This is a genomic window from Ezakiella coagulans (genome assembly GCF_003096635.1).
Lineage (GTDB): Bacteria > Bacillota > Clostridia > Tissierellales > Peptoniphilaceae > Ezakiella > Ezakiella coagulans.
The window spans coordinates 106,324-118,976 of record NZ_QEKV01000005.1; the positions used below are offsets into that span (position 1 = coordinate 106,324).

The window sequence follows — 12,653 nt, forward strand, 5'->3', positions numbered from 1 at the left end:
TCTCATATAATTTTACCACACGATTTCTCTTTATACAATAAAAAAAGTGGTTACAAAACCACATTTTTTTATTTTTGTTGTATTAATAAAACTGTGTTGAGCTGTCTTCCCGCATTTCTTAAATATCTGCCGTTTGCAAAAAGTGCACTCGATGCACCGCCGTCAAGATTGAAAGCGTCCGTACATCCTAGACCCGCCATAATATTTGCACATTGTGCCATTGTGCCCGAAGTTGTAACAAGGACAAGTTGGTTGTTTTTATTTATTCCGATGAGACTTCTTGCACCTGCACCTTGTGTCATCTTAGCTTCCATACCCTTGACCGATTTTTCCCATACAGATTTACCGTTTTCAATGAGCATTGGAGCCGCCGACATAATATCCGTTACTTTCGAGAACGAAATTTCTTCTTCCCCGTATTTAAATGTGCTTGTTTCAACCGTTCCATCAGCCGTATCTTTTGTGAGCATAAGATCAAGTCCTACTTTTCTTCCCGGTTTAAAGCGTGCCTTTACATAGTTTTCATCCGCAGCGTCTTTTCCATAATAAATGAGGTAGCCGTCCTTTGGAATTTCCGCTTTGCCGTTTCCCGGTGCGACTTTTTGAACAACATCGCCCTTCACTGTGACCACAAATCCACCGTTAAAATTTGTTGGAACATTTCTGAACTGATTGAAGATATATACTCCGCTTGTGTCGTTCGGTGCAACATTTACATACCAAACGCTGAAAACATTGAAGTCCATAGCGTTCGTTGCATTGTTCCACTCATTCTTTTTCTTTCCGTCTAGATATCCGAAATATTTAAAAGTGCCGTGTACAATTTTTGCTTTGTAGTCGTCAAACACAATAAGGTTTGCATTTTTCCCTTCCATATTGATCATTTGTCCATTTTTCATTTGTGTGCCGTATGGAAATTTGCCACCCTTGTATGCCTCAAAATAGTTTCCGTTAATAGCCGCCTTTGCGCCGTAGTTGTTAATGAATGTTTTAAAATTCATGGTTCCCACTTGCTTGTTGTTCGGTTTTGAAACTCTAAGTTTTACTTCTTTGTTCAAATCAACTGTAACAACATTAGCATTTCTGCCGCCAATGTTCACATTTTTTACTTCTACTTTCGCCTGTGCATTGACTGTAAAAAGTAATGCAAAAACAACTGCAAATACAAATCTTAATCTCTTCATATTAACCCCCTAAAATTATTTTTCTAAAAACTTTCTCTTCATCTCGTCTATTTCTCTTTGCGATTTTTCGCTCGGAGCAATTTTTCTCGCCTCATCTATTGCTTTTTCAGCTCTTTTTTTGTCGCCGTGATTAAGTAAAATCGACGCCTTATTTACAAGAATTGAAAATCCGAATGACGGATTTATTTCCAACTTTTCCAAAAGATCTCTGTTCGATTCAAAAATCTTTTTTGCATTTTTAAAATCATTTTGCTTTAAATAAAGGCCGACCAAATTGTTAAAGTAAATGGCTTTATTGTTGTCGTCAAGAAAAAGCGGCATGTGAGAACTGAGCGTTTCAATCGCTTCAGCATCTCTGTTTATTTTGTGAAGCACGTTTGCCTTGTGAAGAGTAAGATAGTCGAGTTCATATTCCTTCGCCCCGGAAAGATTTTCATCAACTTTCTTTAAATACTCCTCAGGATTTTCATCCAGCAAATATCCGAATTTTTTAAGTTCTCTCACTCTCTTTGAGACAAAATATTTCTTTAAATAAAAATATAAAGCGTTCACAACCACAAAGCTCAAAGCTATGAGTCCAATCATCACCGGCGTTGAAATTTCTCCACGCTGCCTCAAATCGATAAACAAAAACGCAAGTCCCAAATTTATTATGTTCGGTATAAATGCCCTCACAAAATCACCTCATCTTATTATAACATATATTTACGCAAAAGAAAAAAGAGCCCGAAAGCTCTTTTTAACTAATCGCAAAATTATAAATTATATTGTTTTTACTTCGTCCTTTTTTGTTACATCCCATGGATTTACATAATTAATTTCAGATGATAAATCGTATGCACCATATTTTGCCATAGGACCTGCTTCAATGATATCCATAATTCTATTTTCTTCTCTTGAAGAGAACATTTCTCTTCTTTCACTAATCATTCTGTTAAACATAATATACCTCCAAAAAATTTTTATTATTATATGGGAAGCAATTCTCATATCTTGCCCCCATCTCTTGCTCAATAATTATATACCCTCAGATGACAATCAACTTTAACAAAATGATTACACTTTCACATAAATTTGAAAATTTTTCCACAAAGGTTACAAGGTTGTCATATATTTCGTTATTTTAATATCAATTTGTGATTCGCGGCACAAGTTATTTCTCGAAAATTATAAATGGGTATATATAAAGCGAGGTGAGATTTATGGAAAAAGTATGTATTCTTTTGGCAAATGGTTTTGAAACTATCGAAGCATTGACTCCTCTTGATTATATAAGAAGAGTGGGCGGAGAAAAGTCCGCAATTTTGGTTTCAACAACCGGAGATTTGAATGTAAAAAGTGCACAAGGTGTGACTGTTAAAGCAGACTGCCTTATAGATGAGCTCGACGCTGAAACTTTAACGGCGATTATAATTCCGGGTGGTCTTCCGGGGGCAACGAGTCTCAGAGACAACAATCAAGTTATAAATCTAATAAACATCATGTACGAAGACGAAAAACTTGTCACCGCAATTTGTGCCGGCCCTATTGTTCTCGAAAAAGCGGGGATACTCTCCGGCAAAAACGCAACTTCGTATCCGGGCTTCGGAGATGAAATGCCATCGGCGAAATATCAAAACGACCGCGTTGTTGTCGATGAAAACATCATAACTGCAAGAGGTCCTGCAATCGCAACGGACTTTGCTCTCAAAATCGTTAAGAAAATCTACGGAAAGAAAAAGTTCGAAGAAATTAAAAGTAATATTTTGTATGATATCTAGTTCTACTATATAATAATGTTTTTCAAAGCATAAACATTATGCGATTTAATTTAAAATATAATTGCAATAAAAAAGCATCCCTGTCGATGCTTTTTTTGTGTATATTTTGTGGCACTTTGTTTGTGTGTTTGTGTTCGAACCGTTTCAAAAAATTCTCTTAAAAGTTTCGAACAAGTTTTGAATTGTTTGAGAGTGATTTAAGGATTTTCCCGAAATTTTTCGAATGTTTTTCGAACGCTTCCCGAGTTTTCCCGAAATTTTTCGTATTTTTTTCGAATTCACTCCCGAAATTTTCTATAAATTTTCGGAACCCATTTTCCACATGTGATTCAAGGGACCTCTGCCCTTTCCCAAGTCCAGCTTTGCGCTTATCGCACCTGTGATAAATTCTTTTGCAAGGTGCACCGACTCCGGAACGTCGTAACCCATTGCGAGATACGATGCGATTGCACTTGAAAGTGTACAACCTGTTCCATGTGTGTTCGGATTTTCGATGTGCTCGCCCTTTATCCAGATTTTTTCCGAATTTTTATAGAGAAGATCGTCAGCATCGTCGATGCTGTGTCCACCCTTCAAAAGAATATATCCGTCGAAAAATTCTCCGATTTTTTTCGCCACTTTGACCATGTCGTCTTTTGATTTTATACTTTGTCCGGTGAGTGCTTCCGCTTCGGGAATGTTCGGCGTGATGATGTCGGCGACTTTGAAGAGCTCCGAAAAAAGTGTGTCCTTCGCTCCGTCCGCCATCAGCTTTGAGCCGCTTGTCGAAACCATGACCGGATCCACGACAATGTTTTTTGCGTTGTACTCTCTAAGTTTTTTCGAAATCACTCGAATCAAATCCGCATTCGAAACCATTCCGATTTTTACGCTGTCCGGAAATATATCCGTAAAAATCGAGTCGAGTTCTTCTTCCAAAAATTTCGGCGTAACTTCGAAAATCGATTGAACGCCCGTTGTGTTTTGTGCGGTCAAAGCCGTGATGGCGCTCATTCCGTAAACGCCAAGCACGGTCATCGTCTTTAAATCCGCTTGTATGCCTGCGCCGCCCGACGAATCTGAGCCCGCAATTGTAAGTGATTTATGCATGATGTCTCCTCGTTATTTTCAAAAATTTTTCCTTCAAAAGTCGTGCGCTCTCTTCCACGTCTTTGCTTCCAAAAATCGCTTCGCTCACGGCAATGCCGTCAATCCTTGCTCCGCTTAAATTCTCCATATTTTCGAGATTTATTCCGCCGATTGCGACAATCGGTACGCCCGCCGCTTCGTCGATTTCATTTAATCTTTTAACATCAATTGGCACAGCGTCACTCTTTGTCGACGACGGATTCACAGCACCCACTCCGAAATAGCTTGCACCAGCTGCCTTTGCAAGTATCGCTTGCAAAATAGTTTTAACCGTTGCGCCTATAATTTTTTTCGGATATTTCTTTCGGACTTCTTTTATCGATGCATCGCTTCTTCCCAAGTGAACACCTGCGGCGTCAACCGCTTCCATAATTTCCACATTGTCGTTTATTATGAGCGGCACTTTGTATTCGTCGCAAATTTTTTTGACTTCCTTTGCTCTAAAGAGAAATTCTTCGTACGGCGTGTCCTTTTCTCTGAGCTGCAGTATTGTAACTCCACCTCCCAAAGCTTTTCGAACTGAGTCAAAGAACTCGTCGTCATTTTTTGTCCACCGTGGGTCGGTGATTCCATACAATTTTAAATCCAAATTTATTCCTCCCTATTTTTATGAACCGAATCTATATATTCATTTAAAAATTCCATCGGTCCGCATTTCTTATTCTTCTCCGCCAAAAGTGACGCATCACGTGAACATTCGAGTGCCTCTTTAACACTTTTAAGACTCAGCCCCTTCGAAACACTTGCAGCAACAATTCCGCCGAGCATACAACCGGAGCCGACAATGTTTTTTAGCATCTCGCTTCCACCCGAAACTTTCACAAATTCGTTTCCGTCCGCCGCAATGTTCGCCTCGCCTGTCATTACAAATATTATACCATACTTCGTTGAAAGCTTTTGAAGCGTTTTTATTTTTTCATCTTCGCTCATCTCGTGCTCGTTGTCCACGCCGTGACTTTTTTCGTCGTTATATATGGAAAGAATTTCGCTCAAGTTCGCTTTAATAACCCCCGACTTTATCTCCTTTAAAATTTCAAAGAAAAACTCACGCCTATATTCGCTTGCACCGATTCCGACCGGGTCGACGACTATCGGAATGCCCTTTTCATTCGCCACCCGAATTGAATTTTTCATCGCAATTTTTTTGTTCTCGTTTAACATGCCAAGATTTATATAAAGAGCGTCGGCATTTTTTGTAATCGATGCGCTTTCGTGAAAATCATCCGCCATAATCGGATATGCGCCCACCGCCTTTATGATTGCCGCGACATTATATATCGAAACATAATTTGTAATTGCATGTATAAAATATTTTTTCATTTCTCACCCCATATGTATAAAGCCCCGTGGCGGGGCTCTATTTAAATTTGTCTGTAATTTTTGTCATTAATATTATTAAAATTTACGGCTCCGGTGTTTTTAAGTGCAAACAATGTGATGCCTGCGATGATTGAGCCACCGATTGTAGATACCAAAAACGGAACTACAAATGTGAAAACGCCGATTTGTGCGGCAGTTTTTCCCATAAACCAAATTGCAATCGGATAAGAAAGCATTCCGCCCAAAACTCCGGTTCCAAAAACTTCCCCCACGAGAGTCGGTAACAACTTTTTAGAATATTTAAACACGAGCGCCGAAAGTAGAGCGCCGACCATTGAACCCGGAAATGCAAGAGGGCTGCCGAGACCTGCGAGATTTCTTATTAAAGATGCGATAAATGCAACTAAAACATTTAAAACCGGTCCCAAAAATACAGCGCCGACAACGTTTACAAAGTGTTGAACCGGTGCGCATTTGCTTCCTGCGATTGGGAATGAGAATGTGCTTCCCGCAACTGCCACTGCGATTAAAACGCCTGCAAGTGCCAATTTTTTTGTGCTGATTTTTTTATCTGCCAATTTTTTCACCTGTCAAATTCTTTGTGATGAACATTCTTAAAACAAATATTACCACAACTGCAATTGCAAGTTCGATTCCGAGATATGTGCCGTTGTATTCGATGGAATATAACCACGGATTCATATCTCCTGCATATTCTGCGAAGAAAATAACTCCGGAAAGGACTGCTGCGATAAATCTTCCCAAAACTCCGACAAATGTTCCGCAAAATACCGGAACGATTGATTTCTTTTCCTTGAATTGCTTTGAAAAAATTCCCGAAAGTCCGAGTGCACCGAATGCAATAGGATAGTCTAAAACAACTTGCGGTACAGTTACGAAATAGCCGCCGAGAGCGAGTTTAAGAAGTCCCAAAACAACACCTGCAAGAATGCCTGCACTAACTCCATGTCTTAGAGAATAAAAAATAATAGGAATCATAAGTCCCAAAGTGACGGATCCGCCTTGCGGTAATTTGAAAAGTTTAATTTCTCCCAAAACAAATGCAAGTGCGACCATAATGCCGCCTTCAACCAAAATTTGAGTATTCATCTTTTTACTCATTAAAAAAACCTCCTTATTCCAATCACTGAAGATTCCCGGGGAACCTGCACAGAAAAAAAGAGGTCAAACCTTGTCCACTTCCCTCCGCCGGCATTACCCGGTTCAGGTTCATAGGGTATCTCTCAGCCCGAAGGCACCCCCAGTGATAAGTAAATTTTCGATGCTTTTGTCCTTTGGACACGGCGTGCATCATGCCGATAATGAAAAATAATTCCCGTGGATTAACCACATAAATCCATTATACATTAAATAAAATGAAATGTAAAGGAATGTAAAAAGCGTTATTATCGAACGGATTTCAAATTTTTTTAAATATAAAAAGCCCACTTATGTGAGCTTTTTATTCAATATATTATATTTAAAAGAATTGCCCGAATGCTTAAAAATTGCTATGCAGTAGCCTCTTCCGCTTTCATTTTGTCGAGCTTTTTCATCGCATACAAATAGTTCACATAGTTTCCGATTGCAGCAACTGTCCAACTGACAGGATAGCTCAGATAAAGTATGACCGGAGTGTGAATCGATTGAAAAATCGTTGCAATCCAAATCATTCTTAAAATACAAACCGCAGTCAAGCTTATAATCATCGGAGTGATTGAATAGCCCATTCCGCGAAGTCCACCGACCATCGTGTCCATAATGCCACAAAGAAAATATGTCGCACTTACAACTCCAAGTCTTTCGACACCATATTTTATTACTTCCGGTTCGTCGGTGTAGAGCCTCAAAAGTTTGTCCCCAAAAATCCATGCGCCGACTCCGAGAACAAGTCCCACAACTATTACAACTCTTACGCATGTCCAGAATATTTTTTTCACACGGTCGTATTGTTTTGCGCCCATATTTTGCGATGTGAACGAAAGCGAGGTTTGATAAACCGCGTTCATTCCCATATAAACAAAGCCTTCGAGGTTTCCCGCTGCGGTATTTCCAGCCATAACTACCGAGCCGAAAGAGTTTATGCCCGATTGAATTAAAATGTTTGAAATTGAGAAAAGCGCACCTTGAAATCCTGCCGGAAGACCGATCTTCATCATGCCGAGCGCCTTGTCTTTGCTGATTCGGATTTTGTCGAATGAGAGTTTCATATATCCGTCCGCTTTTAGAAGGCTTGCAACAATAAGAGCCGCTGCGATATATTGCGAAATAGCGGTTGCAATTGCAACACCTGCAACGCCCATTTTAAAAACTATAACAAAAATGAGATTACAAATAACATTAAAAACTCCGGAGATTGTCAAAAAGTACATAGGCCTTCTCGAGTCGCCGATTGCCCTCAAAAGTGCGGAGCCGAAGTTGTAGACCATAAATCCCGGCATACCGATATAATAAATTTTTAAATATTCGCCCGAAAGTTCAATTACTTCCGGCGGCGTTTGCATGAGTCTTAGAAGCGGCATCGCAGTAAAAATTCCCGCAAATAAAACGAGTATGCCTCCGAGAATTGAAATGCCTATTGCGGTGTGGAGAGTGTCCTGTGCGTTTTTAAAATCTCTCGCTCCGACATTTTGCCCCATTATAACCGAGGCGCCGATTGAAATACCCATAAACATAGTTACCAATAGATTTATAACAGGACCTGTTGCGCCAACCGCAGCGAGTGCGTGGTGACCTGTGAACTTTCCAACTACTATTATATCGACCGCATTGAATGCGAGTTGCAAAACCGATGTGATAAAAAGTGGCATTGCAAATAAAAAAATAGGTCCGAGTAACGGCCCCTCAAGCATGTTAACAACTTTTTTAGAATTCATTTATTAACCTCCCTATAAAACATTTCGTTATCCTAATTAAAATAATTTTAACACAGAAAATATAATATTTCAATAATTATAGTGTTACAAAAAAAATAATTTTGGTGTATAATTATAGCTAATGGAGGTTTATATGAAAAAGTTTTTTATACGATCTTTAATTTTTATACCGACAATTATTTTACAAATATTTTTGTACAGTCTACTTTTCGGATTTTTAAAAGAATTTGCGAATATAATTATTCCAATCACAAATTTGCTCGCAATCGGTTTTGTACTCTATCTACTTTCAAAAAGAATGGAAAGCAATTATAAGATTTCCTGGATAATAGTCATCATTCTCGCTCCTTTTTTCGGTGCCGTACTCTATTTGTTTTTCGGAAACAAGAAAACTTCGAGAGGTTTAAACAGTAAAATTTTGGATTCTAAATTTAGACTTAATTATAAATTCAAAGACACATACAAAATCGATGCTACAGCGGACAGAGATTTGGGGCATTTCAAACAAATAGAGGAACTGACGGAAATGCCGACCTATAAGTGCGAAGATGCAAAATACTATGAAACCGGCGATCTTTTTTTCGAAGATCTTATCGCTGAATTAAAAAAAGCAAAGAAATTTATTTTTATCGAATTTTTTATCGTAGAAAACGGAGAAATCTTTAAAAGAATTTCAGACATCTTAGTTGAAAAAGTTAATGAAGGCGTTGACGTAAGATTTATGTACGACGATTTCGGAAGTCTTATGAAATTTTCTCTAATAGATTTGAAAAGACTCAGAAGTGAAGGTGTTAAATGTCTTTTGTTTAATCCGGTTACATTTCTCGACCCAAGGCTCAATAATCGCGACCACAGAAAAATGGTGATTGTAGATGGAGAAATTGCTTTCAGCGGCGGGAACAATCTTGCAGATGAATATGCAAATCTAGTCGAACGCTTCGGTCATTGGAAAGACATCGGCTTTAGCATCAAAGGCAATGGTGTGAATGTTTATTCATATATGTTTATGGAATTTTGGAACGCCTTTTCAAGCGACAAGATAAGTGAAAAATACCTTGATGTTGTGCACTCGGAAAAAGATGAGTACGACGGCATCGTTGCTTCCTACTATGACTCACCGTTTTTTGAAGACGCAGTTTCAAACTCTTTATATGTAGATATTTTAAGTGCAGCAAAAAGTTATGTATGGATTTACACTCCATATCTAATTCTTCCAAACTCGCTGAACGATGCAATAATAAGAGCGTCACATCGCGGAATCGATGTGCGTATAATAATGCCTGGGATTCCCGACAAAAAAATGGTTTACCGTTTCGGAAGAAGTTATTTTTCGGATCTTCTTTATGCCGGAGTTCGAATTTTCACATACAAGCCGGGATTTGTGCATGCAAAGGCAATTCTTTCCGACGACAATCTCTGTGCAATCGGAACTGTAAATCTGGATTTCAGAAGCCTTTATCTTCACTTCGAAAACAATTCCCTCTTTTATCACTCAAAAATTTCTTTGGACTTGAAAAAGGATATGGAAAAAACAATTTCAGAATCTGAAGAAATTTATCGTTCGAGTATAAACCCAAGCATTTTTAAACGCATAAATGACTCAATATTCAGGATTATTGCACCATTATTTTAATTTCAATTAATTTTCATATTTGTGATAAAAATCACTTGACATACAACTAATTATTAGCTATAATTGTATTTACAATCAAATTCATCAAGAGTGGTGGAGGGACTGGCCCTATGAAACCCGGCAACCTGTTTAAGAAACGTGGTGCTAATTCCAGCGGCAACGCCGAAAGATGACGCTAATATGAGTGTAACTCTTTATCTTTCGGTAAAGAGTTTTTTTAGTATAAGGAGAACTATATGATAGAAGCAAAAAATTTAACAAAAGAATATCATGTTGACGGGCAAAGATTCAAAGCTGTCGATAATGTCAGTTTCGAAGTCGATAAAGGTGATATTTTCGCAATTATAGGTCTTTCAGGGGCGGGAAAATCCACACTTGTTCGTCTTTTAAATAGACTTGAAGAACCGGATGAAGGAAATGTTTTCATAGACGGAGTGGATATAATGAGCTTGAGAGAAAAAGAACTTCTTGAAATAAGAAAAAAAATAGCATTCATATTTCAAAACTTCAATCTCTTCAACCAATACTCCGTGCTTGAAAATGTCATGTATCCTTTGAACCTTACAAACAAAAAAGTGGACAAGAAAAAAGTTGCACGTGAAGTGCTCGACTATGTCGGTCTTATTTCAAAAGAAAAAGCATTTCCAAAGGAACTTTCCGGAGGACAAAGACAAAGAGTCGCAATTGCAAGAGCACTTGTGACAAGGCCTGAAATTATTCTCTCCGACGAAGCGACAAGTGCACTCGATCCTGAAAGCACGAGAATAATTACGGATTTATACAAAAGAGCGAGAGATGACTTTGAAACCACAACAATAATGATTACCCACCAAATGGAGGTTGCGAAGGACACCTCAAACAAAATCGCAGTTATGGAAAAAGGTCGAATCATTGAATCAAACGACACAGTAGAACTTTTTAGAAGTCCGAAGTCGAAACTTGCACAAAGTTTTGTAAAAAAAGCGGCACCTTCAAATATCATCGACGTATCAAGCTTCAAAGGTGTTGTAAAAAGACTTTCCTACACAAAGCTCACAGTTAACACACCGGTCTTAAATGACACAATCAAAAAATTTGATGTCAATATAAACCTCATAGAAGGGAACATCAACAACATCTCAAACGATCAAGTCGGTTATATGATTGTTGAATTTACAGGCGAAGATGCAGAAATATTCAAAGCTCTACAATTTTTAAAAGAGCACAATGTAGAAATAAGCGAGGTGTTATAGATGAGATTTAAAGAAATTTTTGACATAGTGCTTCCGGCAATTCCGGAAACTCTGATAATGATTTTTGTTTCAGCAGCAATCGCATTTATAATCGGGCTCCCGTGGGCAATAATCACATATATGACTCGCCCGGACGGACTTAAGCCGAACAAAGTGGTCTACGCAATTTCAAATGGACTCATAAACATCTTCCGAAGCTTGCCGGCGATAATATTGATTATAATACTTGCACCGCTTTCCAGAATAATAATCGGAAAAGCAATCGGAACCGCCGCAGCAATAGTTCCACTAACATTTGCAGCAGCACCATTTGTCGCAAGACTTTTCGAAGGATACTTCCTCGAAGTTGAACCCGGAATAATTGAAGCAGCAAAATCAATGGGTGCAAACAACTCTGAAATAATAAAAGTTATATTAAAAGAAACATTCCCTCAAGGAATTTTGGGAATCACAATGACAATTATAAACCTCGTCGGCTACTCCGCAATGGCAGGTGTCCTTGGCGGTGGCGGACTAGGCGATATAGCAATAAGATATGGATATCAAAGAAACCAAATTGATGTCCTCTGGACCTCGGTATTGATTATCGTTATTATAGTACAACTCGTACAATTTATCGGTAACTCATTATATAAAATTACTAATAAAAAATAGAAAAGGAGATTTTTTAAATGAAGAAATTATTTTTATTAATTGTAACAATTGCACTTGTATTCGCAGGATGCAAAGGAAATGACAGCACAAAAGACACAACAACAACTGACGGTGGAAATGAAGCAGCAGACAACAAAATCATACTTGGAGTTTCACCGGTACCACACGCAGAAATCACAGAAGCACTTAAAGACGAATTCAAAAAAGAAGGACTCGAAGTTGAAGTAAAAGTATTTGACGACTATGTACAACCAAACCTTGCACTTGATCAAGGCGACATCGACGCAAACTTCTACCAACACCTTCCATACCTTGAAAACTTCTGCAAAGAAAGAAATATCGACCTCGTTTCAATTGGAAAAGTTCACATCGAACCGATCGGAATCTACAGCGACAAAATCAAATCACTCGACGAACTAAATGACGGTGACTCAGTATTAATTCCAAGTGACCCGACAAACGGCCGTCGTGCACTTCTTCTTCTTGAAAAAGCAGGACTCATCACACTCACAGACAACACAAAAGAAGACTTGACTGAAAAAGACATCAAAGATAATCCAAAAAATTTGAAATTCAGTGCTGCTGACCCTGCAAACGTTGCAAACCTCTACAAAGACGTTACAATTGCCGCAATCAACACAAACTTTGCATTAGGTGCAGGTCTAAATCCTTCAAAAGATTCACTCTTCCTCGAAGACAAAGACTCACCATATGCAAACATCATCGTTGTTAAAAAAGGCAACGAAAACCAAGAAAAATTCCAAAAACTCATGAAAGTCTTCAATTCTGAAGCATGCAAAAAATTCATCGAAGAAAAATATAACGGCGAAATATATCCTGCATTCTAAAAAAGCGACCGCAAGGTC

At 38.4% G+C, this 12,653-nt stretch carries 14 protein-coding genes and 2 riboswitches; of the genes, 5 read left to right on the forward strand and 9 right to left on the reverse strand.

Annotated elements, in window-relative coordinates; genetic code table 11:
* Positions 1-68: 68 nt before the first annotated feature.
* The 3 genes from C7381_RS05225 to C7381_RS05235 form a co-directional block, all read right to left on the reverse strand.
* A complete protein-coding gene (locus tag C7381_RS05225; RefSeq protein WP_116480156.1) occupies positions 69-1,184 on the reverse strand; it encodes a phosphodiester glycosidase family protein in 1,116 nt (371 codons plus the stop codon).
* Between the two features lie 15 nt (positions 1,185-1,199).
* Positions 1,200-1,859 (reverse strand): hypothetical protein, encoded by a 660-nt coding sequence (locus C7381_RS05230; protein WP_116480157.1) that lies wholly within the window; start codon positions 1,857-1,859, stop codon positions 1,200-1,202.
* Positions 1,860-1,946: 87 nt separating this feature from the next.
* The gene (locus tag C7381_RS05235; RefSeq protein WP_034548225.1) at positions 1,947-2,126 is read right to left on the reverse strand and encodes a hypothetical protein; all 180 of its coding nucleotides are present in this window, start codon (positions 2,124-2,126) and stop codon (positions 1,947-1,949) included.
* A 260-nt stretch (positions 2,127-2,386) separates the two neighbouring features.
* Between C7381_RS05235 and C7381_RS05240 the strand changes: the two genes are divergently transcribed.
* Positions 2,387-2,944, forward strand: coding sequence for a DJ-1 family glyoxalase III (locus tag C7381_RS05240; protein ID WP_116480158.1), 558 nt, complete (start codon positions 2,387-2,389; stop codon positions 2,942-2,944).
* 294 nt (positions 2,945-3,238) lie between these two features.
* Here the strand turns inward: C7381_RS05240 and thiD are convergent, their stop codons facing one another.
* From thiD to C7381_RS05270, 6 genes are all read right to left on the reverse strand, one after another.
* The gene (thiD, locus tag C7381_RS05245; protein WP_116480159.1) at positions 3,239-4,033 is read right to left on the reverse strand and encodes a bifunctional hydroxymethylpyrimidine kinase/phosphomethylpyrimidine kinase; all 795 of its coding nucleotides are present in this window, start codon (positions 4,031-4,033) and stop codon (positions 3,239-3,241) included.
* On the reverse strand, positions 4,026-4,661 hold the full coding sequence (gene thiE, locus C7381_RS05250) for a thiamine phosphate synthase (RefSeq protein WP_165803605.1): 636 nt from the start codon (positions 4,659-4,661) through the stop codon (positions 4,026-4,028). The genes thiD and thiE overlap by 8 nt, the downstream gene beginning before the upstream one ends.
* A gap of 2 nt (positions 4,662-4,663) precedes the next feature.
* Positions 4,664-5,392 (reverse strand): hydroxyethylthiazole kinase, encoded by a 729-nt coding sequence (gene thiM / locus C7381_RS05255; protein WP_116480161.1) that lies wholly within the window; start codon positions 5,390-5,392, stop codon positions 4,664-4,666.
* A gap of 41 nt (positions 5,393-5,433) precedes the next feature.
* Positions 5,434-5,970, reverse strand: a complete 537-nt coding sequence (thiW, locus tag C7381_RS05260; protein WP_116480162.1) for an energy coupling factor transporter S component ThiW — start codon at positions 5,968-5,970, stop codon at positions 5,434-5,436.
* Positions 5,960-6,514, reverse strand: a complete 555-nt coding sequence (gene thiT, locus C7381_RS05265) for an energy-coupled thiamine transporter ThiT (RefSeq protein ID WP_116480163.1) — start codon at positions 6,512-6,514, stop codon at positions 5,960-5,962. Before thiT ends, thiW begins: the two co-directional genes overlap by 11 nt.
* 62 nt (positions 6,515-6,576) lie before the next feature.
* Positions 6,577-6,665, reverse strand: a riboswitch (TPP riboswitch).
* A 238-nt stretch (positions 6,666-6,903) separates the two neighbouring features.
* Positions 6,904-8,268 carry an MATE family efflux transporter gene (locus C7381_RS05270; protein ID WP_116480164.1) on the reverse strand — a complete coding sequence of 455 codons (1,365 nt, stop codon included), beginning with the start codon at positions 8,266-8,268 and terminating at the stop codon, positions 6,904-6,906.
* Positions 8,269-8,401: 133 nt separating this feature from the next.
* On the opposite strand from C7381_RS05270, the gene cls reads away from it, so the two are divergent.
* The 4 genes from cls (at position 8,402) to C7381_RS05290 (ending at position 12,635) form a co-directional block, all read left to right on the forward strand.
* Positions 8,402-9,901: a cardiolipin synthase gene (cls, locus tag C7381_RS05275; protein ID WP_165803606.1), complete on the forward strand. Its 1,500-nt coding sequence runs from the start codon at positions 8,402-8,404 to the stop codon at positions 9,899-9,901.
* A 78-nt stretch (positions 9,902-9,979) separates the two neighbouring features.
* A riboswitch (SAM riboswitch) is annotated at positions 9,980-10,077 on the forward strand.
* A 60-nt stretch (positions 10,078-10,137) separates the two neighbouring features.
* Positions 10,138-11,133, forward strand: coding sequence for a methionine ABC transporter ATP-binding protein (locus tag C7381_RS05280; protein ID WP_116480166.1), 996 nt, complete (start codon positions 10,138-10,140; stop codon positions 11,131-11,133).
* Positions 11,134-11,787, forward strand: a complete 654-nt coding sequence (locus C7381_RS05285) for a methionine ABC transporter permease (protein WP_116480167.1) — start codon at positions 11,134-11,136, stop codon at positions 11,785-11,787.
* A gap of 17 nt (positions 11,788-11,804) precedes the next feature.
* Complete coding sequence (locus C7381_RS05290; protein ID WP_116480168.1) at positions 11,805-12,635, forward strand: MetQ/NlpA family ABC transporter substrate-binding protein; 831 nt, start codon at positions 11,805-11,807, stop codon at positions 12,633-12,635.
* The last annotated feature ends 18 nt before the right edge of the window (positions 12,636-12,653 follow it).